Source organism: Chryseobacterium tructae, assembly GCF_030409875.1.
GTDB lineage: Bacteria > Bacteroidota > Bacteroidia > Flavobacteriales > Weeksellaceae > Chryseobacterium > Chryseobacterium tructae.
Map to the genome: position 1 here is coordinate 2,167,347 of NZ_JAUFQR010000001.1, position 25,509 is coordinate 2,192,855.

A 25,509-nucleotide genomic window follows, 5' to 3' on the forward strand; every position below is an offset into this window, starting at 1 on the left:
AATGCAGAAAACCATGAATTATGTTACCCTTACTTATCTGCTGAACCTTTTCATATATTCTGTCTATTTTTTTAGTAAAGAGGGGAGTGAGGTCGACTTTTCCAAGGTAGAATATATGCTATCTGGAACTCTTGCTCTTTTTCTGATAGGTGCAGGGTATCTGAATGCAAAAAAGAGAATGACTTACCGATCTGTTCTCTGGGTGTTTTTTGTGAATATTTTGTTGTTTTCTCTATCGGGGGTATTTGATCAGTTTGGAAATAATTTTAATCTTTTTGCAACGGGAAGTGGAGATAGCTTCTTATTTACTCTAGTACTCATTGTCTATAATGGCTATTTATTTCCACTCATTGCAGAATTGGAAAAAAGTGGCTTTTCATTAGTATTGCCAGTATTGCTATCTTTTGTTCTGCCTTCGTTAGGGTATATCATTGGAATGAAACTCCATCCGAATAAAAAGGCTTCCGCAGAAATGTAGTCGTTGTAAATAAAAGCTGAAGTCATTTTAACAGATAAGTAGAAGATGAAAAACGGAAAGAAAGACTGAAAAAATCGCAATTGATGATATCGTCACCCTTGGAAATACAAGCACTCTTTGTCATTCCGGTAGGAATCTGAATTCAATATATAGTAGATCCAAAAGTAAAGAATTGCTGTTATTGATTCTGTGGCTTCTTATCCGGCATGATAAACTTTTGCTTACCGATTAATAGTTCAAAGAAAAGTCTGAAATCCGATATCAGTGACCACAACGGATATTTAAAAGTAGCAGGTTTGTTTCTTTCGATCACTGCATGGCTAAACCAGGCAAATCCATATCCGACGATTGGAATGTACCATAAAAACCTTTCTTTTCCTGAGCTGATAACATAGCCTATTACAACAAATATTAGCAGTGTTCCCATAAAATGAAAAATCCTGGTTCCTGTTTTACGGTGTTCCGTAAGATAAAACTGATAAAATTCACTGTATGTTTTAATTCTTTCAGGCATAGCGGTATTAGTTTGTTGTTTCTCTTGGAGTTACAGCAATAATGCTGCCGATTTTATCATAAAGGGTAAAAAAGAAAAAGGCAAAATAACTTCTTCTGTTATTTTGCCTTTTTTAATGTTTTTATATATTGTTTTAGTTATTCTTTAGCTCTTTTCCTAGCTTACTGTTTTTATAACCGTAGAAGAAGTAAATAAACATTCCGATCAGGAACCACATTCCAAACCAGAACCAGTTCTCATGACTCATCCCGGTAAGCAGGTATAAACAAGAACTTAGCCCTACTAATGGAATAAGAGAAAGATTCTTCATAAAGTAACTCCACATAAGATTAGGTTGATGATAATAAAGAAGAAAATAGAAGCTCTGAATTCCCCATCTTTAGGATCACTCCAGTTCATTAATGTTTGGAAAAATTCCGGCTGCCAGTAATAGAAAACGATCAGTCCACCAATAAAAATAACTGGAAAAATAATTTTACCGTTGATATAAGGAAGGTGGAATCGGCCTTTTATTTTTTCTTTGGCAGGAAGTGTTAACACTCCGGCACAAACCAATACAAATGCGAAGATCGTTCCGATACTCGTAAAGTCAAGGATAAAGGTTTTATCTGTAAATAAGATAGGAATTCCTACTACAATCCCTGTAACGATGGTTGCAAAAGATGGAGTTTTATATTTTGGGTGAATCTTAAGGAATTTCTGTGGCATTAATCCGTCACGGCTCATTGCATACCAGATTCTTGGTTGTCCCATCTGGAAAACCAATAGTACAGTGGTGATGGCAACAATAGCCACAAAAGAAACGACAAGTTCCATCCAGGCTACATTTGCATTCGTTTTTTCAAAGATGAATGAAAGTGGATCTCCCACACCATCAAATTTTCTATAATCTACCATTCCTGTTAATACCAACGTAAGAGCAATATAGATTACGGTACATAATACTAAAGAGATGATCATCCCTTTGGGTAAGGTCTTTTGAGGATCCTTAGTTTCTTCAGAAAGTACACTTAAGGCATCAAAACCAATATAGGCAAAGAAAACCCCTGAGACGGCACTCATAACTCCTGTAAAGCCGTTAGGCATAAAAGATGGAGTTCCTGTTGCAGGACTTATGGGTGTCCAGTTATCAGTATTGATATAAGCAAAACCTACCAGGATTACCAACAGAATTACTCCTAATTTTAAAATAACCAGCGAGTTGTTGAAATTTTTACTTTCCTTTACCCCTACATAACAAAGCCATGTGATTAGCCCATTAATGACCAAAGCAGGAATATCAACGATGAATTTCAGATTTCCAATTAATGGAGCCGATGTCCATGCATTTAAAAGTTCTTTGTTTTCAGAACCGTTTAAGAAAGCCTTTTTGGCTTCTGTATAACTGCAGGTTAAATAATCAGGAATATGCATTCCGAGACGTCCTAAAAAGCTGGTGAAATAGTCAGACCATGAAAAAGCTACGTAAATATTTCCGAAAGAATATTCCATAATTAATGCCCAACCGATGATCCAGGCAATTAATTCCCCAAAACTGGCATAAGCATAGGTATACGCAGATCCTGCTGTGGGAATTCTGCTGGCAAACTCAGCGTAGCATAAAGCGGTAAAACCACAGGCAAAGCCACAAATCAAATAGAGAAGGATCACCCCCGGGCCACCTCTGAAAACGGCTTCTCCCAAACTGCTGAAACTTCCTGCTCCGATAATTGCCGCAATACCAAAAAATACGATGTCCCATACACCTAAAACTCTTAAAAGTCCTGTTGAAGTATCTGTATCCGAATAGACTTTCCTTCTAAAAAGTTGACTCATTCAATAAACTATATTTGATTTGAAAAAAACAAATGTAATGATTTTTTATTTTGATGTTAACAGTCGTTAGTAACATTTAGATAAAAATGCTTAACGAAAAGCGTTTAGTCTTTATAAACAGGTATTTCCACATAGCTGCTATTATACCATTTTATTTCTAGTGGCTCATTCGCATCTTTTATGGTTTCATCACTTACATCTTTACCTGTACCATAATTAATCTGCCAGTAGGGATTTTTACCAACGCCTACAAATAAAATTAATTTGCTTCCTTTTTCAATTTTTCTGCTGGTGAACATTGATTGTTTGATAGGAATCTGCTCTATCTTATTGGGTTGAAGAAGCTGGCGAACCTCGTTATTTTTAGAATAACTGGCTCTTACTGAATGGTCGGATAACATAACACGTTTTCCATCCGGTTGTACCTGATACAGATAAATATTGGTGTCCATATCCTTTTTATTGATAGATACATCGAGTAATCCTGACAGATTTCCACTGATAATGATATCTTTATCAAGAGTTTCACTTTCAAAGTAAACGACATTGTTAACCCTTGCGCTATCTGTTTTGCTTATTTTGCGATAGATATCTTTATCGTCTCTGCTTTTGAAATCAACGACTTGTTTAGTGAAATCCATATTTTCAGGTTTAGTGAAGACTGATGAATTATCTTTTCGATCTTTAAGATAAAACTTAAGAGTAGAAGTGTGCATTCCGTCAAGAGTAGGAACGTGCTTCCAGGTATTGGTGTTCATCACCTGAAAATTAACCCTGTCTTTTAACAGTTCCGGTTTTTTTTCACCTTTAAGAATGTAATCAAACCATGAAAAGGCAAGTTCATCAATGCTTATTCTGGCAACAGGGTCAATAGGATTGCCCTCAACATAGGTTGCACCAAAGCTTTGTGCTCCTCCATGATCATATGGGCCTATAACTAAATAATGATTGGCGTTTTTATTATATTGATGGTGCTTCTTGAAATAGTAAAGGGCTCCAATCTGGTCATCATCATAATATCCTGTAGTTGTCAGGATGGGAATGTTGATCTTGGAGAAATCGCTTTTATAAGGAACCATTTTTTGCCAGTATTGGTCATATCCCGGATGATCTAGCCATCGCTGGAATATTTTACTTGGTTTTCCGCTGATGGTATCTAATGATCTGAATGATTTTCCACTTTTGTACCACGCTGTATTAATAGAATCCCATTTTGTAGCATTGGCAAAGTCTGCTTCATCAGTAAATTTATTGTTTGTAACATATTGTATCCATTGTAGCATGTAGCTCATGAATATGTTATTTCGTGCAGGATAATCTATTCCTATTCCAACAGAAACTTGTGGTACAATCGTTTTCAAAGCCGGATGGAGTTTCTTTACAGCTGCCCATTGGCTAAACCAAGATAACTTCCGCCAATCATTCCTACTTTACCATTACTCCAGGGTTGTTTACTTACCCAATCTATTACTTCATAGATATCCTGAGATTCATATTCAAAAGGATTATTGACATCATTACTGTTTCTTTTACCACGAGTATTGACTACCGCTCCTACATAATTATAAATAGCAGCTCTTTTTCCGAAATATCCATCAAACTGACCCGCGTAAATGTTATTGGTAAGAATGACCGGAAGTGGAGATTTATTTTCTTTTTTTCTGACGATCGTAATGGTTAGGATATTTCCGCTTTTTGTTTTAAGATCTTTGGTTTCAATAATGAAATTCTCCTGATCCTTTGCTGCGGTCACTTGTGGAACATAAGGCTGAATGCTTGAAAATACCTTATAATTGAGATAGATTTTGCAAAGTGCCAGAGCAGAGGCATAGGCTATACTGTCTTTTCCTTTTTGTTTCTCCAGTGAGGTTTTTAAAAGCTTTCTGAAATTATTCACGTTACCATCAACGGCAATACCTACTCTTGGGATTATTTTTTCATCCATGCTTTCATACTTTTTATTAAATGCAGTCTGAAAGGCTTTGGAAAAAGGGATTTTGTTGTCTAACTCATTTAATTTGGCCATGCTGTAAATCTCGTAGACAAGGGATTTGTATCCTGCCATATTATGATCAGCAAATTCCTTTCGGTACTCAGGTAAAGTAGCAATGGAAGCTTTATAGTCTTTAGCAACAACCTGCAGACGGGAAAGATTATCTAGAAAATCTACATTATTCTTAGGTCTGTTCTTCGTGGTTTGAAGTTGGGAAATCACCTGAAAGGCTAGTGTAGGCATTTGTTTTTCCAAAACAACAGAGTCTGTTATCGCTGTTTTGGGGAAGTAAAATTTTTGTGCCTGCATCAGATTGACAAAAATTAATGCTAAAAGTATCTTAAATTTCATGGTGTAGCGTGTTTATGGTATGTTTTTAGCTGCTGTTCAAAAAGTATCAGTTCAAAATATATTTTTGATCATTGTTTACTATAATTGTTTACATTTTTATCAGACGAAAGTAAGAAATTTTATCATGTGATAGTGAAATGTTTTTTCACCCTTGCGAATTCTCTTCTTTACGTATTAAATCTGTTAAAACTTGCTTAAACAATAAGTTTTTAATATTTTCGTTAACTTATTTAGACTAATTTTCTTATATAAAAGAAGAATGAAATCAAAAAAAATACTTTTAGCGGCTGCGGTCATCTACTTCGGAATCTCCGATGCTCAACAGTCCCAATATTTTACACAGAAAGAAAATTATAGATTCAATCTAGCTGAAAATCTTTATCAGACCAAAATATACAACGCCTCCCAATACGAATACGCAAGACAATATTTCTATAATCAGAATTTGTCCCGTTCAAAGAAGGAGGCGGCTCAGTTTTTTGATAATGTGATCGGAGTGATTCTTCAAAAGAATCATGCTGAAGAAGGATTGACAGCTTTTATGAAGGAATATCCTAATTCTGCGTATTTTGCTCAGGCTAATCTTCCTCTAGCAGATTATTATCTGGCGAAAAAAGACTTTGACAAAGCATTGGAAACATTGAAAAAAGTAAACCAATACCAACTGTCAAAAGAAGAGAATACTCAGTATATTCTGAAGTTGGGTTATGCTAAGTTTATGATGGGAGATTCTAAAGGAGCTACAGATGCTCTGGAAGAAGCTTATAAAACAGCTGACCAGTCTCAAAAAGGAGATATTGCTTATATGCTTGGACACCTGTATTACAGCAACAGACAAAATGATAAGGCTTTCCAGTATTTTGATTCTATAAAAGATCAGGATAAATTCTCAAAACTGGTACGTCCTTATTATGTACAGCTGTATTATAATGATAAGAATTATGATAAGGCTATTTCTGAAGGGAATGCATTATTAAACGAAAATATTTCAGAATCTTATAAAGCAGAAGTGCATAAGATCATCGGTGAAAGTTATTTCATGAAGAATGATTATAATGCTGCGTATCCTCATTTGAAAGACTATCTGAATGTACAGCAAAATCCATCTGAAAATGACCTTTATGAGATGGGATTTGTTGCCGCTCAGCTGAAAAAATATGATGAAGCGGTTTCTTATTATAACCAGCTTGTGAACAGTAATTCAGCGTTAGCGCAGAATGCTTATTACCAACTTGGAAATGCTTATTTAGCTGTTGATAAAAAACAGGAAGCTCTTTCCGCATTCCGTTCTTCTTATCAGATGGATTATGATGCGAAAGTGAAAAAACTGGCACACGAGCAGTATGCTAAACTAGGATACGATATCGGAAATCCGTTTGAAAATCCATCTACCGTTCTTCAAAGTTACATCAACGATAACCAGAATGCTTCCAATGCTTCAGAAATGAGATCTTTATTGGTGAAATCATACCTGTATTCCGGAAACTATAAGGAAACTCTGAATGCGATCGACAGATTACAGAGTTCAACTCCTGAAATCAATAAAGTGGATCAGGAAGTGTCTTACTTATTGGGAACAGAAGAGTTCAATAAGGGGAATTATGATGAAGCAGAGAAATATTTCTTAAGAAGCTTAGGATTCAATATCAATAAAGAATTTAACAGCAGAGCTTTATATTGGCTGGCTCAGGTATATTACCAAAAAGGAAACTATCCGTCTGCCATTGTTCGTTACGAAAAGCTTCTGAACGAAAATTTCCCTGAAAAACAACAGCTGCCTTATGATTTAGGGTATGCTTATTTCAAATCTAAAAAATTCGATCAGGCTGCCACTTACTTTAAACAATATCTGGCAAATCCTAAACCGGAATTTAAAAATGATGCAGAACTTCGTCTGGCAGACATTCACTATGCGAATAATGATCTGAATGAAGCAATTGCCATCTACGATAAAAATGCAGACGCTACAGATTATACGGTATATCAGAAAGCAATGGCTTTAGGATTTAAAGGAGATACTCAGGCGAAGATTGCTACTCTGAAAAACTTATTATCGAAATATCCGGATTCTGAGTATTATGATGATGCTCAATACGAGATAGGAACAGCTTATGCGGCTCAGGATGATTATGCGAATTCCAATGATTATTTTGGAAAAGTTATTAAAACATCTTCAGACAAAGACCTGATCGCCAATGCATCTATTTACAGAGCGCAAAATTATATTGATCAGAACCAGGCTGATAAAGCACTTTCTGAACTGAAATCGTTGGGAGATCAGTATAAAAATACGGCATATGCTCAAAAGATCGCTCAGGCAGCAAAACCAATATTCACGAAAAACGGCGATGTTTCAGGATATGAAAGCTTTGCCAGAAATATAGGCGTAAATGTTGATGCCTCTGAAATTGATGAGATCAACTTATCTACCGGAAAACAGAATTTCGCGAAGAAAGATTATAAAAATGCCATTTCTTATTATGAGAAATATCTAACGCAGAATCCAACAGGAGAAGGTCTTTATCAGGCTAAATATGAATTGGGAGAAAGTTATTACCAAACGAATAATACCACAAAAGCTTTACTTGTTTTACAGGAAGTGGCCGGAGTTCAGAATGATTATCAGGATGACGCTCAAACGCGTTTAGCACAGATCTTCATTGCTCAAGGGAATACTGCTGAAGCTAAGAAATATCTTGAAGGGATTAAAAACTCTTCCAATATCAGCATTAAAAATTATGCGAATGTTGAGCTGATGAAGTTATATGCAAACGAAAATAATTTCTCTGAAGCGGAAAAACTGGCAAATGCAGTTATTGGAAATTCTAAAAACTCTGCGGCGGTTATTGAAACAGCTAAAGTGATTAAGGCGAGAAGTCTGATGAATTCAGGAAAAGATAAAGATGCTCAGGCTGCTTATGTTTCCCTAGAAAAATCTTCCAATACTTCGGTAGCAGCAGAAGCATTGTATGCCAAAGCTTATTATCAGAATAAAGGAAAAGCATTCAAATCCTCCAATGAAACAATCTTTAAGCTTGCGAATAACTATGCTTCTGAAGAATATTGGGGAGCAAAAGCATTGGTATTGTTGGCCAAAAACTATATTGGCTTAAAAGATAATTACCAGGCAAGTTATACTTGTGACCAGATTATTGCCAATTATAAGAGCTTCCCGGAAATTGTAACAGAAGCGAAAGAAGTTAAAAAGCAGATTAAGAAATAAGGTATGATGTTTAAATTAGTAACATATTCTTTTTTAGTTTCTGTTTCATTATCCAGCTGTATTCCTTCGTATAGTGCCTCTCCCAAAGAATATAATCGGGCAAAGGTGAACTTTACAAAGCAAAAGGCTTTTGTGGTGAATAAAGAGCTTAAAAAAGAGCTTAATATTTTAAAACATTCTGATATCTATGAAATTGTAGAAGACAGTACAAACGCAGCCAGAATAACGCTGCATCCTATGACAAGATTTACTCCATCGTGCGGGAATCCGATGATTGGAAGTATGATTACTGTAGGTTTATTGCCTTCTGGATTTCCTTATGATATTTCTTATAGTTATGATGTAACTGAGGACAAGACAACGAAAAATTATCAATATCAATTAAAAGTTTATCAAAGCCTTTGGCTATTTAATATATTCAGAGTAGGCAGAACTTTTTCAAAACAATCGGGGAAAGCTTTATTAGGTAGTTATATGGCTTCTAATAAATAAACCCAATATATATTTTTTTCAAATAAAGAAAATATGAACAAGAAAATTCAATTATTATCTATAATATTTTTAGGGGTTTCGCAGTTCGCGTTTTCCCAGATCAAGGAGGAGAAACTGGTTCTTAACAAAAAGAGAGAGCCGGAAGTGAAGAAGATCGAGAAAAAGAAGACTTCCGTAGAAACTATTAAAAACTATCCGCCGGAAGAGAAATCCCAGAATCCTGTAAAATATAATATTACAGATGTTCCTGCCGTTTCTGACTTCAAGACTTCTACGATTCAGGGGAAGATGTAGCTCCAAAATTTGACGGAACCGCTCAGAATAACTATGTTCAGTTCGGAATGGGGAATTATGGGAAGATCCTGTTGGATGGAAATGTATCCAAAACCCTTGAAAATAAGTTTGAAGTAGGAGCAGATGTACATTTGCTTTCTACCAGCGGCCTTAAAAATGATTACGATTGGAAATCCAAACAAACTTCTGCAACAATAGGAGCTTTCCTGAACTCTTACGGAGATAAAGGAAAATTCAATATCAATGCTGAGTATGGATTGAATAACTATAACTATTATGGAATTTATGCTTTGGCTCCATTAGCAGATGTTGATTTAAAGCAGAAAGTGAATCAGTTCAAAGTAAATGGATACTATGATTTCTATTCCAATGAGATTTTAAATGATGTAAGAGTAAAATCTTCATTCCTGAAAGATCATTTTGATGCTCAGGAAAACCAGGTCTCAATTTTGGCTAATTTCTCCAAACATGCTGTAGAACTTGGGAAGTCAGGAATTAATCTAAATGCGGATTTAGGAGTAGGTTTAGAGGCAGTGAAAACAGAGTTTGCCATTGTTGATAAAAACTCTTCTAATTTCTTTAATACCAACTTAACTCCAAAAGTAACGTTTAGAAAAGGAGAGTCTTATTTGATGTTAGGGTCAGGATTTTCTTTCCTGAATGCTAAGAATTCAAACAGACTGATGGATCAGGTGAAGAATAACAAGACCTATTGGTTCCCGCAAGCGGAATTCCAGGTGGCTGCGGCTAAAGAATTTAAATTCTACGGTGGGGTAGACGGTGGTCTTAAACTAAATACTTACGGAGATCTTCTTCAGGAGAATCCTTACGTGCTTTCTGACCAGTATTTGAAACCTACAGAGACGAAATATCACTTTATGTAGGATTAAGAGGAGATATTGATGAAACATTGAAATATGATGTTTCTGCAGGGTTCGGAAAAATGAAGGACATCATGTTCTTTAAAGCCAACAGTCTTTTCGACAATAACTACACGCTGAACCGTTCTGCTTATGATTTTGCCAATACATGCTCTGCGATCTACGATGATGGAAATGTAAGTGATATCAAAGGAAGTGTACAATATTTCCCATTAGCAAACCTAATGATTGATGGAGAAGTAAGGTTTACAAAATATAACTTGAAGAACTACGACAATATCTACAACGTTCCTTTATTGAACGCTAGTATTGGAGCTAAATATACCATGCTGGATAAGAAGTTATTGTTAGGTTTCAAAGGAATTTTTGCAAGCGACAGAACAACCAACTCTTTTTCAATCGAAGGGATAGCAAATGCTCAAGCACCTAATGGAATGATTTACCGCTCATTAGAAAACACGAACGATAAAGTTGGTGGGTACGCGGATTTAAATCTTTCTGCAGAGTATAAAATTCACAAAAATTTCAGTATTTTCGCACTCGGAAATAACCTTCTAAGCTCAAAATATCAAACCTACAAGGCTTATAAAGTCTTAGGGCCACAGATTCTGGGTGGTGTGAAGATTACCTTCTAATCATTCATTCTTTATGAATACGGCTGCATAGTTTAATGGATAGAACTTTGGATTTCGGCTCCAACAGTGAGGGTTCGAATCCTTCTGCGGTCACAAAAGCTCCTTTTTTAAGGGGCTTTTTTTGTTATAGCATCCCGAAAGTAATGAAAGTAGAAGAAAAGATGAAAGTGTATATCCCTACTTTAAAACGCAGAATGTCAATTGTAAAATCTTTCCTATAGTTAATCAACACTTCCTTCCGAGGAAAGAATCTGGACGCAGACTCCTTACATCATAAACAACGAAGCTAGGTTCTATGAAATGCTAATGTCAGTTAACGGAAATCAACCATTATTCAGCCAAAAAGCAAAAATCAAGGACGGGGAGATTAGGAAAGAAATGCCTGTTCCGGTAAAAACCGCACTTCCCCAATAATACCCCCTCGCTGGCGCGAGCATCTTGCTCGTGTCCTAAATGGAAATAACAATAACAAAGCTAACTTTTATGAGTTAGCTTTGTTATTTAACCCAATTCTTTAATTTTATACTATGAGCAGAAAATATAAATTTCATGAAAAAGAGGGAGCATACTTTATAAGTTTTGCTACGGTATTCTGGATTGATATTTTTACCAGAATGGAGTATTTTGATATTGTTATTAATGCATTAGATTATTGTAGAAAGAATAAAGGGATGTCTATTTTTGGATATTGCATCATGCCAAGTCATGTTCATTTGCTTTTTCGATCGGAGAAAGGAGAACCATCAGAATTGATAAGAGATTTTAAAGGATTTACAGCAAGAGTGTTGTTAAAGGCAATTGAAGAGAATTCTCAGGAAAGTAGAAAAGAGTGGTTATTTTGGATGTTTGAGAAAGCAGGCAAAAGAAATTCAAACGTCAAAAAATATCAATTTTGGCAACAGAATAATAAACCAATAGAAGTTTGGTCTTTAAAAGTATTTGAACAGAAGCTTGATTATATTCATCAAAATCCCGTTGAAGGTGGTTTTGTTATTGATCCATGGGAATGGAAGTATAGTAGTGCTAGAAATTATTGTGATGATTATCAGGAGATCTTGGAAATAGATGTAAATTTATAAAAATATTTGATTAGCACGAGCAAGATGCTCGCGCTAGCGGGGAGATTAATATTTAGATCTTTATTGTCTTTACAGTTAATTTGGTTTGCTTTTGATTTCTCAGCCATTCTAAAACCTTTTCCGCATCGAATAGAACTTTCGCTTTCTGTTTCCGGTTTTCATAACCGAAGTTTATTCTTTAATAGCTTAGGAATTGCTGACCTATCTCTACCAATTACCCGGCAAAACGCATCGAATGCCAATGTTATACTCTTTACTCTCACAATTCTATATACTATCTCTAACATATCAATCCCCCTCGCTGGCGCGAGCATCTTGCTCGTGTCCTAAATGGAAATAACAACAACAAAGCTAACTTTTATGAGTTAGCTTTGTTGTTTAACCCAATTCTTTAATTTTATACTATGAGCAGAAAATATAAATTTCATGAAAAAGAGGGAGCATACTTTATAAGTTTTGCTACGGTATTCTGGATTGATATTTTTACCAGAATGGAGTATTTTGATATTGTTATTAATGCATTAGATTATTGTAGAAAGAATAAAGGGATGTCTATTTTTGGATATTGCATCATGCCAAGTCATGTTCATTTGCTTTTTCGATCGGAGAAAGGAGAACCATCAGAATTGATAAGAGATTTTAAAGGATTTACAGCAAGAGTGTTGTTAAAGGCAATTGAAGAGAATTCTCAGGAAAGTAGAAAAGAGTGGTTACTTTGGATGTTTGAGAAAGCAGGCAAAAGAAATTCAAACGTCAAAAAATATCAATTTTGGCAACAGAATAATAAACCAATAGAAGTTTGGTCTTTAAAAGTATTTGAACAGAAGCTTGATTATATTCATCAAAATCCCGTTGAAGGTGGTTTTGTTATTGATCCATGGGAATGGAAGTATAGTAGTGCTAGAAATTATTGTGATGATTATCAGGAGATCTTGGAAATAGATGTAAATTTATAAAAATATTTGATTAGCACGAGCAAGATGCTCGCGCTAGCGGGGAGATTAATATTTAGATCTTTATTGTCTTTACAGTTAATTTGGTTTCCTTTTGATTTCTCAGCCATTCTAAAACCTTTTCCGCATCGAATAGAACTTTCGCTTTCTGTTTCCGGTTTTCATAACCGAAGTTTATTCTTTAATAGCTTAGGAATTGCTGACCTATCTCTACCAATTACCCGGCAAAACGCATCGAATGCCAATATTATACTCTTTACTCTCACAATTCTATATACTATCTCTAACATATCAATCACCAGCAGGTCTGCTCTTCTTTTCCTTACCAATTCATGTATAGTTTAGTTTTTTATATTTTTAAAGTAATACTTTAATTAAATATATATAAAATTCAATATTTATGTTGATTATAAAATAGTAACTAAACTACTTTTGAACATGATAATTAATTCTAAGTAATGTTTGAAAAAATCTTACAAGAGCTTAAAATGAGGAGTACAAAATTGGGGTTAAGGCAAACAATTTGGAAGTCATGGTAACAGATCTGGTCAAACGGTTGAAACAGAGGATAAAATTGGAGGTGCAGTAACAGGAGTTGATGAGCAGATGAAAATATATCAGTTCTTTTGTGGTCACAAAGCTCCTTTTTTATTTCTCTAAAATATTTTGCTAAATTTGAGGTAAGGGAATAATCCAATCTATCAAGTAGTAGCTTAAAAATAACAATTCACGACCTCCTCATCTTATTTGGGGCATTTTTTTCCTAAATTAATGGTCTATAAATCATGAAATCGGAAGACCCAACATATAACAATTACAGACTGCCTGTGCCAAAAGAATTTGAGACGGTGTTTTCTCATTTCTATTTTGCAGAGAACAATTCAACAGATCCGATAACTAAAACGCTGCTGCCATCTTTTCAGACTATTATGGTGTTTAATTTCGGGACTAAAGCACGGTTGGTTTCCAGTGTACAAAACGAAATTGAAGTAGATAAGTGTATTGTACTTGGTCCCATAAAGTCTGCCTTTGGCTATACGCTTACTCCCGGAGCGCAAATTTTAGTGGCTAATTTCAAAGATGATGCTTTTTATCGCTTTTTTGGCAAAGCATTTCTTTCTGACCATCTTCCAATACACCCTGATGAATCAATGGAAGAAAATTGTTTTACTTATTTGTGGCATCAATTAAACGGCATTACAAACATTTCAGATAAAGTAGATCATATTCTCGATTTTTGCAGACCTTATTTAAAATTGCAGGACACTACCTCCGCTTTGCTGGCTAATTTTAAAGATAACACCTTAAATCCAATCAAAACTATTGCAGAAGAAACCAGACAGACTGAAAGGAATGTACAATTGATGCACAAAAAGCATTTTGGATATAGTGCAAAAGAAGTCAGCCGGTACAACCGTTTTGTAAAAGCAATCAGACAGATAGAACAAGTTCTTTTATCATCGAAAAATGTGGACTGGTTTGAAATTGTAGATGAATGCGGATATTATGACCAAAGCCAGCTTATCCACGATTTTAAGCATTTCATCAATCTTTCTCCTAAACATTTTGTAAGGTTCCAACAAGATATTTGTCAAGCTTCGGCTGAATAGTCTTTTCGTTTTCTTACAATTTTCCCGTTTGCTATCCTTCTACCTTTGTTTCGTTCAATTACTTAAAAACAAAAAAATGAAACATCTTATTATTTATGCCCATCCTAATAAGGCAAGTTTAAATCATCTATTTAAACAAACGGTTGAAGAAACACTATTGCAACAAAAACATGAGGTTGTAGTCAGGGATTTGTACCAGCTTAATTTCGATCCGGTGCTATCTCTTGAAGATATTTCCGGGCAAAGAAAAGGCATCGTTAGCGAAGCCATCAGAACTGAGCAGGAATACATAGCCTGGGCTGAAGTTGTAACGTTTATTTATCCGATATGGTGGACGGGCATGCCGGGCATTATGAAAGGGTATATTGACAGAGTCTTTAGCTATGGATTTGCCTATCGGTACGACAACGGTGTACAAAAAGGACTGTTGACTGGAAAAGAAGCGTATATCATCAATTCGCATGGAAAATCAAAGACGGAATATCAGGAAATTGGAATGGATAACGCTTTAAAGCTGACCTCGGATACAGGTGTCTATACGTATTGTGGCTTCGACATCAAGCAGCATTTCTTCTTTGACCGTGCCGACCGTGCAACACCAGAAATTATAGAAGCATGGAAAACGGAAATAGTTGATACCTATGCCGTTGGCAGGCCTAATATTTCATTATTTTCGTCAGTAAAAGAGTAATCTTTTATTAGATCATATAAATATCAAATACCGCTATTTTTGTCAAATCCTTAATAACGAGTTCTACATTTGTACTTTTAGCTTACGAGCTCTCTTTTTAATTTTGTGTGTGTAGTATCTCAGAATCTTTATAATAATGTTCTTATCTTTTTAAGAATTAAAATCTGAGTAGTATTTTGGAATTAGTTTTATTTAATTACATTTGGAATTAACAAGAATTTGTATCAAAGACTAATATATTAATAAACAACTATGAAAAACTTAAAGAAAATCGCAAGAAACGAAATGAAATCAATTAAAGGAGCAGGTCCAACTTACTGCAGAGTTGGCTACATTTATAGATGTGATTCTATTTATGTATGTGATCCAGATCAGGGCATTTACGATTGTGTTTGCGGATGTGTTCCTGTTACCGGACCTTTCTAATTGACTTTTCTTCAGAATATTCTGATTATAAAACGCATAATTAAGCCACCTGGAAAAGGTGGCTTTTGTTATCTTGAAAGAGACAAGGAGTTTTCACTGTAAAATCTCCTGACGTTGAGCTAATGAAACAAAATAAGCACAATTGTAGTAATTTTATTATTGAACTTTAGAGATTTCATCAATATTTATAAAGAATTGACTGTTTACTATAGCTAGAGTTGATCAAGTTTCTTTACCAAGCTTTATTTGTTATGCATTGGTGCAGTATGTTATTAAAATTAAAAGAAGTTCGTTCTTATTTTTTGATGAAAAATTTGATTTTATCAATCATTTTTTCTGCATTCCCTTGGGTTCCACCAAGACTTATCGCTTTATTGTAACTGTCTAATGCTAAATCATATTGCTTATTTGTATAGTAGGCTTCTCCTAAACTATCGAATAAATTGGCATCTTTAGGGAACTCTTTTGTAGCCAATTTAAATATTTCTATGGACTCATTGTGCTTGCCTAGTCTTAATAATTCATAGCCTAATTTATTTAGTTCGCTTGGGTTTTGGAAACTGTATTCTTTTTCAGTATTTTTTTTCAACAAATAATAAGTTTCTATTGCTTTATGTACGTCAGTTAGAGATGTCTTTCTTATTGCTTGATAAATAGACTTTTTAGGAATTTCGTAGTCTTTTCCTAACATTAAGTTATGAATAGTATGCCCCAGATCCCAAACTCTATTTAAGTTATTAGACAATAGAATTATCGTAATGTTATTTTTAAAATCGTTTAATAAAATGGACTCAAACTTATATGAGACACCATTATGTCTTTGCAGCTCATCTTTTTCAAAATATCTGCCAAGTGATCCGCCTTCGTCTTTTGCATAGGGATTATTCAGCAAAGTTTGAAAGGATTCTTTGGATATTAATTGATTCGTATTCATGGCATGAATCCATTTATAAAGATCATTGATGTCTACCCAAAGCCATCCGCTTATAAATTTCAATTCCGGGCATCGAACATTGTCCATATCATAACAGGAGGTTCTGTTTGTATCACCGGATTTTGGTTCAAATACCGAATTAGTCATTTTCAACGGTTTAATTATATTTTCAGTAACGAATTCCTGGAAGGACACACCAGTTACCTTTTCAATGATTCTTCTTTGCAAAAATACATTGCCATTATCATACCTGTAACCGGTTCCTGGTTCAAATAATAAAGTATCGTTATTTCTCAAAATATTCCAAGCATCTTCATCATTGATTATCGTTAGCCCGGACTCTATTCTAGGAATACCGCTTGCATAATTAATAAGATGTCTTAGGGTTACTTTTTCTGACCATTTCGGTAAGCCCAAATCAAATTTTGAAATAGGATCGTCAAGATGCAGCAGACCACGCTCCACCAAAATCATGATAGAAACTGCATTAAATTCCTTCGCAATAGAACCTGCATTAAATATTGACTTATCATGTAAAGGCGTTTGTTTTGTTTCATCGGTAAAACCAAATGATTTTTGATAGATAATTTGATCATCTTTAACAACAAGAACATTTCCATTGAATAAACCTCTTTCGTAAGATTTTGTCATTAAAGAATCAATTTTATTGGCATAGGCGGGGCTTTTTTCAGCTTTAAAATTTCTAGAATTACAGCTAAATATGATCAATAAAACTAAAAAACAACTGATATTTCTTGCTCGATTAAGTACTTTCATAAATGGTTAGTTTAAAGACGATTTGATTTATTAAGGGTCGGAATGAGATTGCCCATAACTTTGTAATAGACAATCGGAAATTGAGATTGGAAATTTACTTTTCTTTTTTGTCTCAATTTTTCTGCAAATATGTGTCAAAAAGCCTCAGGACGCGACCGATTAAAAAAAATCGAACTCATTTTTTGAAAATAATAGGATTTTACAAAGCTTGTTTTCGATAATCTGTTGGCGTTTTTCCTGTATATTTTTTAAAAGAAGTATTAAAAGAAGATTTGGAATTAAAACCAACTTTGTATAAGATTTCCAAAACGGTCAGTTCTTTTTGAGAAGGATCTGTAAGGATTTGCATTGATTTTTCAATTCTATATTCATTGACGAAATCGAAAAAGTGTTTATCCATATACAAGTTAATCAAAGTAGATAAATCTTTAACGGGTACTTTTACCTGCTCAGATAAATCCTGAATGGTTAATGATGAATCGAGATAAGGTTCTTTTTCCTCCATAAAATCTTTTAAGAATTTGATTTCCTTATTTTTTTCATCAATTCTTAAAGGGTTGATTTTTTGTTTCGGAACTACGTCTGTAATAGGTTTCAGATCGGAATTTACTCCCCGGAAAAACTCAGGATTGTTGAGTGCAACAAATAGATACCAACAGGTACAAAATAAAAATGCAAGCCCATCAAGAGTTACAATCCAAGTTCGGATCTCGCCCAAACCAAAGATAAAAGTTACCAGCCACCTTATAAGAACTATAAAATGTAATACATAGTATAGAATTGTTATCTTGTATAGCGCGTTAAGGACGGAAATATTGGGGTTTGTATAATTCTCGAGATATACCGTTTTAGACTTTCTGATCACCAGAAATGAAGCAATAAAATAAACTTGAAACAGAAATTCGAAAAGAAAATAAAAAAACTGCATTAGCGGCATGTCATTCATGCCATTTATAAAACGTATTTTCTCAGCTCTATCTACAAAATAGATTCCCCACATTAAAAACAAATTGTAAGCAACAAATGGAATCGTGTGGAATAAATGTTTCGGTTTTAATCGAAAGTTAGTATAACAAACAGACAATACATAGAGATAAAACGATGCTGAAACTAAATAGTTAATACTCCAACGAAACGCCTCGAGATTGATATGATTAACCGGAAATTCCCGCATCAAAAATTTTAATGCATCTATGGCGTTTGTAAAAAGGAAAAAAGCAAGAAGGTAATTTGAAAGTTTGTGTTTTGTTTTTACGGTGATTAAAAACAAAGCAAGCAAAAGTACCATGAAAATTCCAATAGAAGAAACCAGATGCAGAAAGTCGTACTTGTCCATATTATTTTAATGCAAGGCCAAATGTACTATTTCTTCAAAGATCTTCTTTATAAAAAGTTAGGAAAGACATTGAATAACTTGCATTATAACCAGGAGATTTCCCATGTCATAGCTTAATGTTTTTAAAATTCATATTTCAGCTTCTTTTTTATACTGTTGGCATTTTTTCATACCACAAAAATAAAGATTTCATTAAACAGTGACCTAGTTGGCATGCGCATTGTTAATATTAAAGCAAGTTTTGAAGAGATAACTTTGTTTAACACCACATCATTTAACTAATAATTCATTTTTGAACTTTTGCCTCCCTATTGACACGGGAGGTTTTTTTATTTGTCTAAATAGGCATCATGGAAATACAAGTTTATTTAAATGGCTTATGTATATAGCATATAGATCTTTAATGTTAAACATACTTTAAACTGCTGCAAATGGGATCTATTTTTTGAATGTACGATAAATGCTGGTATTGAATGTACAATAATTATTAGTTTTGGATACTGGATATAATCTATAAAGACTAAGAAGAAAATAAAAGGATTAAAAATTGCGATATGACGAACGTATTGGAAAATTATCTATCATCACATAGAGAGCTATTAGCCGAGGAAATTAACTTTTCTGTACAGTTTTTCAAACCGATCCACTTAAAAAAGGGTGACTTTTTTATTCGTGAAGATGAAATGTGCCATTATATTGGATTTGTGGCTAGTGGTGCTGTAAAAGCATATGCTATAGATAAAGAAGGAAAGGAAAATATAACCTGCTTCAAATTTGAAAATGAATTTGTCACTTCGTTCCAGGAGTTTGTAGTGAAGGAAAAATCCAGAAGAAGCATCAGGGCTATAGAAGATAGTATAATCTATAGGATAAGTTATCTGGATTATCAGTATTTGCTTAACCAGGTAACTGCCTGGAATGGTGTTATAAAATCTGTAATGGAGCAGGAGTATATCCAAAAGGAACGTTATCTGCTGAATTACAATAATAAATCAGTTGTGGATAAATACCTTCATGTTCTTTCTAATGAACCGATGCTGATACAACGCGTAACGACTCAGGATTTGGCGTCGTATCTGGGTGTCACGCAAAGATCACTTACCCGAGCAAAAGGGCAGATACATAAACCGAGTGTATTATAGGACAAATGTCCTTATGAAGCCTCTGAGGAGCGATGTAGATTTGCATAAAAAAATATGTTACGTCAAATTGCTCCTGAAGTGTTCCAGATTTCACTGATGCCAAGAAACAGTATTAACTGCTATATTATCGAAGGGACGCTGGTAGATTCAGGAATACGGAGTTCTTATAACACTGTAAAGAAAGCTATTCAGAAATTCCCATTTATCAACATGTACTGACGCATGCTCATGCAGACCACCAGGGTTGTAGTGATCAGATATGTGCTGAGTTCGCCATACCCTTACTATGTCATCCTGACGAAGTTTTTAGAACTGAAACGGGTATGGCAACCAAAGATTATCCTCGCCCACAGCATTGGCTAGCAAAACTTCAGCAAAAGTATTGGGCAGGCCAGGGGCATCAAGTTGAACGGACAATCGTTGAAGACGATATGATCGGAAACTTTAGAGTTGTAGAGACACCAGGACATTCGACAGGTCATATTTCTTTATTCCGAGAGAGAGATGGTGTACTGATTATCGGAGATGTAGCGACCAATATGAACCTGCTTACGACAGCGACTGGTCTACATCTTCCTCCCAATATATTTACTTCCGATCAACGGCTCAACATCAGATCGCTTCAGAAGTTGGCACAATTAAATCCTAACATTATCTGCTTTGGCCACGGATCAGTCATGCAAAATAGAGGAAGGAAGTTTGAACAATTTGTAGCTAAATGCAGTTTAGCTTTAAAGATGAGTTTTGCTAAAGTTACAGGCTAAATATAGAGTTAATATAATTGAATGCACGAATAGCTTCATTGCTGAAATATTATTTTCTAACAACTTCCTACTTTGCAACATCTTTAGGTTTTGAGGGGTATTCTATTGTATATCAACTATAACCAGATAAAATTTCCACCAAACGAATTTCTTTATAAAGTTTATACAGGCTTTACTCATAGAAAGATACCATGAGTACTTACATAGCAGAGTTTATGGTGTTTAGAAATATAATTATAATCAGCTTTACTATTCTGAACGAAAAAGTGAATTAAGGCAAGTATCTTTGCACACTTTTAATGAAATTAATTATACATTTATGATTCGAAGAGAACTACTTTTTTGTGGATCCTTATTTTTAATGTCTGAGCTTTGTATCGCACAAGTAGGAATTAATACTCCTAACCCACAAGCTACGTTGGATGTTACTTTGCAGGAAGGATATTCTATAGGTGATAAAGCTGGTATTACAGTTCCTTTACTTACCGGTGATCAGATAGAAGCTATACAATCCAATAATATAAAACAGGGTACTCTGGTATATGCTATCAGCCCATCAACTGCTATCTCCAAAGATGTTTATAGTATTGGGTATTGGTTTTGGAAAAATAATACTGATAAATGGGAGCCTATCAATAGCAATTCGCCCACCTTTTTTTATTCCCCATCAGTAGTGGTGAGTACAGATATTTCGGATCCTAATTTTGGAACAATAGATTTGTATAATAATTATAAAAATCAATTTAAAAGCCCTATGGTGAGTAGTGTTGGTTCTGCAGGGCACATTTATACGTATAATAAAAATCAATTGGAATACTATGTCACATGGTATGATCCTTCGGTTTTCAGTAATGTTTCTATTTCAGAGGCTGGAATCCTTACGTATCAGCTTTCTACCGGAGCCGATACGTCGAAACCTTCTTATATGAATGTCGTATTTGTTGTAAAGTAATTTGCTGTTATCTCAATGAAATATTTTATAAAAATTTTAGCTTCCATTACACTTTTGTTGGGGGCTGAATGCAAGATATATGCAGCAGACTATTATTGGGTTGGTGGATCCGGGAATTGGAGTGATATTAATCATTGGCGAATTTCATCAGGTGGAAATATACTTCCAGCTGTAGTTCCGGGGAAAACAGATAATGTTTTTTTTGATGTTAATTCCGGATTTACATCAGGAAGCAAGACTGTTACGGTGAATGTAGTGGCCAATTGTCACAACATCATTTTTTCAGGAAGTACTGTAGCACCTACGATTATATCTTCAACGGGTACCAATGCTTTGAATATTTATGGTTCCTCAGAATGGCAGAACGGTATGAGCCACAAGATTACAACCACAAATTATCAGAATAACAATGAACATAGAACCATTAAAAGTAATGGAGTAGTTATCGGTGATAATACCTGGTCAGGGACTGTTAATTTCTATGAAACCCAATCTATCAGTTTATTAGATGATTTTAATGTTAAATACATTCTCAATCAATATGCAGGAACTTGGAATACTAATGGTTTTAGGGTAGATTTAGGATCTGATTTTGCATCTCAGTCCAATGCTCAGAAAACGATTAATCTTAGCAATTCACATATCTATCTTAATGGGGTTATCTCTTCTTTCAATACAAAAGCGGCGAATACTGTTTTTAATTCAGGAACTTCTGTCATTCATTTTACAGCTCAGGTAACCAACTCAAGTCCTTCTTACGGAATTCAGGGTTCTGCAGGGCAGATCTATTATGATGTTATCTTTGAAAATCCTTTATCAACGGGTACCGCAATTGGTACAGGAGGAACATTATCAGGTTCACTTAATTTTCATCATGTTGAACTGAAAGGTGGCGGGTATATTTATGGCTTTAATCGGTATAACCAGCTTATTCTGGCTCCGGCTAAGACATTTTATCTAGAATCTAATACAAACCAAACCATCAACTCATTATTTTCCCTGGATACTCCGGCATGTGAAGGATGGTCAACAATTAAAAGTATGTCTGATGGTTCAGCTGCTAATATTTCTATGCCATCAGGCTCTTTAGTTCAGGTATCAGGAGTAGTCATGAAGGATATTAAAGCCTCTGGTGGTGCCAACTTTATTGCGTCCAATTCTATTAACAATGGAAATACTTCCGGCTGGATTTTTCCGTCCTATACTGGGCAGACTCTTTATTGGGTAGGAGGTTCAGGTAACTGGAATGATAAACTTCATTGGTCTCAGGCTTCGGGAGGAGTTGGAGGATATTGTGTGCCGGGACCGGGAGATAATGTATTTTTTGATGGCGGTTCTGGATTTACGTCAGGAAGTAAGACAATCACATTAGATAATGTTTCCTATTGTCACAACATCATTTTTTCAGGAAGTACTGTAGCACCTACGATTATATCTTCAACGGGTACCAATGCTTTGAATATTTATGGTTCCTCAGAATGGCAGAGCGGTATGAGTCACAAGATTACTACCACAAATTATCAAAATAACAATGAACAGAGAACTATAAAAAGTAATGGAGTGATTACTGGAGATAGTGGTTCGTCAGGAGCTGTCAATTTTTATGAAACTCAGTCTATCAGTTTATTAGATGATTTTAATGTCAGGTATAGTCTCAATCAATACGCAGGAACTTGGAATACCAATGGTTTTAGGGTAGATTTAGGATCTGATTTTTTATCCCAGTCTAGTTCTCAGAAAACAATCTATCTTAGCAATTCTCACATCTATCTTAATGGTATTATTTCTTCTTTCAATACAAAGGCGGCTAATACTGTTTTTAATTCAGGAACTTCTGTCATTCATTTTACAGCTCAGGTAACCAACTCAAGTCCTTCTTACGGAATTCAGGGTTCTGCAGGGCAGACCTACTATGATGTAATTTTTGAAAATCCTTTATCAACGGGTACCGCAATTGGTACAGGAGGAACATCAGCAAGTTCACTTAACTTTCATCATGTTGAACTGAAAGGCGGCGGGTATATTTATGGCTTTAATCGGTATAACCAGCTTATTCTGGCTCCGGCTAAGACATTTTATCTAGAATCCAACACGAATCAAACAATTAACTCATTATTTTCCTTAAATACTCCGGAATGCGAAGGATGGTCAACAATTAAAAGTATGTCTGATGGTTCAGCTGCTAATATTTCTATGCCATCGAGTTCTTTAGTTCAGGTATCAGGAGTGGTCATGAAGGATATTAAAGCCTCTGGTGGCGCCAGTTTTATTGCGTCCAATTCTATTAACAATGGAAATACTTCCGGCTGGATTTTTCCTTCCTATACTGGGCAGACTCTTTATTGGGTAGGAGGTTCAGGTAACTGGAATGATAAACTTCATTGGTCTCAGACTTCGGGAGGAGTTGGAGGATATTGTGTTCCGGGACCGGGAGATAATGTATTTTTTGATGGCGGTTCTGGATTTACATCAGGAAGTAAAACAATCACATTAGATAATGTTTCCTATTGTCATAACATCATTTTTTCAGGGAGTGCTGTAGCACCTACAATATTATCTTCAACCGCGACAAACACCTTAAATATTTATGGTTCCTCAGAATGGCAGAAAGGTATGAGCCACAAGATTACAACCACAAATTATCAGAATAACAATGAACATAGAACCATTAAAAGTAATGGAGTAGTTATCGGTGATAATACCTGGTCAGGGACTGTTAATTTCTATGAAACCCAATCTATCAGTTTATTAGATGATTTTAATGTTAAATACATTCTCAATCAATATGCAGGAACTTGGAATACTAATGGTTTTAGGGTAGATTTAGGATCTGATTTTGCATCTCAGTCCAATGCTCAGAAAACAATTAATCTTAGCAATTCACATATCTATCTTAATGGGGTTATCTCTTCTTTCAATACAAAGGCAGCTAATACCATTTTAAATTCAGGAACTTCAGTCATCCATTTTACAGCTCAGATAATTAATTCAAGTTCTTCGTACGGGATTCAGGGTTTTGCAGGGCAGACTTATTATGATGTTATCTTTGAAAATTCTTTATCAACGGGTACTGCCATTGGTACAGGAGGAACATCAGCAAGTTCACTTAACTTTCATCATGTTGAACTGAAAGGAGGCGGGTATATGTATGGTTTTAATAAATATGATCAATTAATTCTTACGGCAGGAAAATCTTATGTGTTTGAGGCTGGGAGTACCCAGACCATTATTTCAAAATTATATGCATCAGGAAATCCATGCTATATTATTTACCTTTTAAGTTCGGCTTCAGGGATAAGAGCAAATTTGAATGTTCAAGGAGGTTCTTTAAATTTTGATTTTGGTAATATTAAGGATATAAATGCTGTACAGCCGTTGCATTATGGAGAGAAGTCTACCAATGCAGGAAACAACATGAATTTTGTTTTTGAACCCTATAACCCGGGTAGTTTCGAAGGTTTAGGAAATGACTGGAACTGTCATGAATATGATAACACCAATGTGAATTCTTATACGCTAAGTGCTGATAGTTTTTTTCCTGGTCCATCTACTACTTTACAATGGACAAAGATTGATGATCCAAATCATGTAGAAATATTAAGCAATGGTTCAAAAATTGATCTTCGACCGTATGGGTACGGAATTTATCAGCTTGATGTTACTTATTCTACAGCAGGTTCTCCTGATTATTGTACCGTTACAGAACAAATTGCTATCAACAGAAAGATAGGTGTACCTTCTATTAATACTATTAAAGTATGCAAAAAGAAGAGCAATACATTAGCCGATATTATTGTTTCGGGACAAAATATTAAATGGTATAAAGATGAAACTTCTTTATCAGTGCTTCCTCTTACTACTATTATTACAGATGGTCAAACCTATTATGTAACACAAACTGATAATAATTGTGAAAGTAATAGGTATTTATATACTGTTCAAATCACAAATTGTCAATCACAAAGTATGATAAATCCTGTACTTCCTTTTAGAACAAAATAACGTGTATAGATCTTTGAATATAATGAATATTTTGCATGATATTCTTCTATTCATTTTGAAGGAATTGAAAAATAAAACCGGCAAACATCTTAGATGTTTGCCGGTTTTACATAGTAGAATCTTCTAAAAGGTTTTTTATTGAAAGTTTAATTCGTTTAAGCCTATAG

The 25,509-nt window shown here is 34.8% G+C and carries 17 protein-coding genes, 1 tRNA gene and 3 pseudogenes; 16 read left to right on the forward strand and 5 right to left on the reverse strand.

Annotated features, from left to right (window positions below; all coding sequences use genetic code 11):
- Position 1: 1 nt before the first annotated feature.
- Positions 2–478: a hypothetical protein gene (locus tag QWZ06_RS10760; RefSeq protein WP_290297948.1), complete on the forward strand. Its 477-nt coding sequence runs from the start codon at positions 2–4 to the stop codon at positions 476–478.
- A gap of 178 nt (positions 479–656) precedes the next feature.
- Here QWZ06_RS10760 and QWZ06_RS10765 read toward each other — a convergent pair whose 3' ends face one another.
- The 3 genes and pseudogenes from QWZ06_RS10765 to QWZ06_RS27820 all read right to left on the reverse strand — a co-directional run bounded on the left by QWZ06_RS10765 (position 657) and on the right by QWZ06_RS27820 (position 5,151).
- The gene (locus QWZ06_RS10765; RefSeq protein ID WP_290297950.1) at positions 657–992 is read right to left on the reverse strand and encodes an Mpo1-like protein; all 336 of its coding nucleotides are present in this window, start codon (positions 990–992) and stop codon (positions 657–659) included.
- A gap of 133 nt (positions 993–1,125) precedes the next feature.
- Positions 1,126–2,807 (reverse strand): annotated as a pseudogene (locus tag QWZ06_RS10770) (APC family permease).
- Between the two features lie 104 nt (positions 2,808–2,911).
- Positions 2,912–5,151 (reverse strand): annotated as a pseudogene (locus QWZ06_RS27820) (CocE/NonD family hydrolase).
- Between the two features lie 259 nt (positions 5,152–5,410).
- Here QWZ06_RS27820 and QWZ06_RS10785 point away from each other — a divergent pair.
- From QWZ06_RS10785 to QWZ06_RS28180, 11 genes are all read left to right on the forward strand, one after another.
- Positions 5,411–8,374: a tetratricopeptide repeat protein gene (locus QWZ06_RS10785; RefSeq protein ID WP_290297955.1), complete on the forward strand. Its 2,964-nt coding sequence runs from the start codon at positions 5,411–5,413 to the stop codon at positions 8,372–8,374.
- Positions 8,375–8,377: 3 nt separating this feature from the next.
- Positions 8,378–8,866, forward strand: coding sequence for a hypothetical protein (locus QWZ06_RS10790; protein ID WP_290297956.1), 489 nt, complete (start codon positions 8,378–8,380; stop codon positions 8,864–8,866).
- 33 nt (positions 8,867–8,899) lie between these two features.
- Positions 8,900–9,160, forward strand: coding sequence for a hypothetical protein (locus tag QWZ06_RS27825; protein WP_353959955.1), 261 nt, complete (start codon positions 8,900–8,902; stop codon positions 9,158–9,160).
- A gap of 47 nt (positions 9,161–9,207) precedes the next feature.
- Complete coding sequence (locus QWZ06_RS27830) at positions 9,208–10,044, forward strand: hypothetical protein (protein ID WP_353959956.1); 837 nt, start codon at positions 9,208–9,210, stop codon at positions 10,042–10,044.
- Between the two features lie 26 nt (positions 10,045–10,070).
- Entirely contained in the window at positions 10,071–10,676 is a 606-nt protein-coding gene (locus tag QWZ06_RS27835) for a hypothetical protein (RefSeq protein WP_353959957.1), read from the forward strand.
- Between the two features lie 21 nt (positions 10,677–10,697).
- A tRNA-Arg gene (locus QWZ06_RS10800) sits at positions 10,698–10,769 on the forward strand.
- Positions 10,770–11,203: 434 nt separating this feature from the next.
- Positions 11,204–11,755, forward strand: a complete 552-nt coding sequence (locus tag QWZ06_RS10805) for an REP-associated tyrosine transposase (RefSeq protein WP_290297958.1) — start codon at positions 11,204–11,206, stop codon at positions 11,753–11,755.
- A 404-nt stretch (positions 11,756–12,159) separates the two neighbouring features.
- A complete protein-coding gene (locus QWZ06_RS10810; protein ID WP_290297960.1) occupies positions 12,160–12,711 on the forward strand; it encodes an REP-associated tyrosine transposase in 552 nt (183 codons plus the stop codon).
- A 782-nt stretch (positions 12,712–13,493) separates the two neighbouring features.
- Complete coding sequence (locus tag QWZ06_RS10815; protein WP_290297961.1) at positions 13,494–14,318, forward strand: helix-turn-helix domain-containing protein; 825 nt, start codon at positions 13,494–13,496, stop codon at positions 14,316–14,318.
- 76 nt (positions 14,319–14,394) lie between these two features.
- Positions 14,395–15,009, forward strand: a complete 615-nt coding sequence (locus tag QWZ06_RS10820) for an NAD(P)H-dependent oxidoreductase (protein ID WP_290297963.1) — start codon at positions 14,395–14,397, stop codon at positions 15,007–15,009.
- Between the two features lie 252 nt (positions 15,010–15,261).
- Complete coding sequence (locus QWZ06_RS28180; protein WP_435384118.1) at positions 15,262–15,435, forward strand: bacteriocin-like protein; 174 nt, start codon at positions 15,262–15,264, stop codon at positions 15,433–15,435.
- 295 nt (positions 15,436–15,730) lie between these two features.
- Here QWZ06_RS28180 and QWZ06_RS10825 read toward each other — a convergent pair whose 3' ends face one another.
- Positions 15,731–17,146 carry a beta-lactamase family protein gene (locus QWZ06_RS10825; RefSeq protein WP_290297965.1) on the reverse strand — a complete coding sequence of 472 codons (1,416 nt, stop codon included), beginning with the start codon at positions 17,144–17,146 and terminating at the stop codon, positions 15,731–15,733.
- Positions 17,147–17,345: 199 nt separating this feature from the next.
- The gene (locus QWZ06_RS10830; RefSeq protein ID WP_290297967.1) at positions 17,346–18,482 is read right to left on the reverse strand and encodes a helix-turn-helix domain-containing protein; all 1,137 of its coding nucleotides are present in this window, start codon (positions 18,480–18,482) and stop codon (positions 17,346–17,348) included.
- A gap of 554 nt (positions 18,483–19,036) precedes the next feature.
- Between QWZ06_RS10830 and QWZ06_RS10835 the strand changes: the two genes are divergently transcribed.
- From QWZ06_RS10835 to QWZ06_RS10850, 4 genes and pseudogenes are all read left to right on the forward strand, one after another.
- Complete coding sequence (locus tag QWZ06_RS10835; RefSeq protein ID WP_290297968.1) at positions 19,037–19,624, forward strand: Crp/Fnr family transcriptional regulator; 588 nt, start codon at positions 19,037–19,039, stop codon at positions 19,622–19,624.
- 54 nt (positions 19,625–19,678) lie between these two features.
- Positions 19,679–20,388, forward strand: a pseudogene (locus tag QWZ06_RS10840) (MBL fold metallo-hydrolase).
- Between the two features lie 319 nt (positions 20,389–20,707).
- A complete protein-coding gene (locus tag QWZ06_RS10845) occupies positions 20,708–21,340 on the forward strand; it encodes a phage tail-like protein (RefSeq protein WP_290297971.1) in 633 nt (210 codons plus the stop codon).
- Positions 21,341–21,355: 15 nt separating this feature from the next.
- Positions 21,356–25,342, forward strand: a complete 3,987-nt coding sequence (locus tag QWZ06_RS10850) for a hypothetical protein (protein ID WP_290297972.1) — start codon at positions 21,356–21,358, stop codon at positions 25,340–25,342.
- The last annotated feature ends 167 nt before the right edge of the window (positions 25,343–25,509 follow it).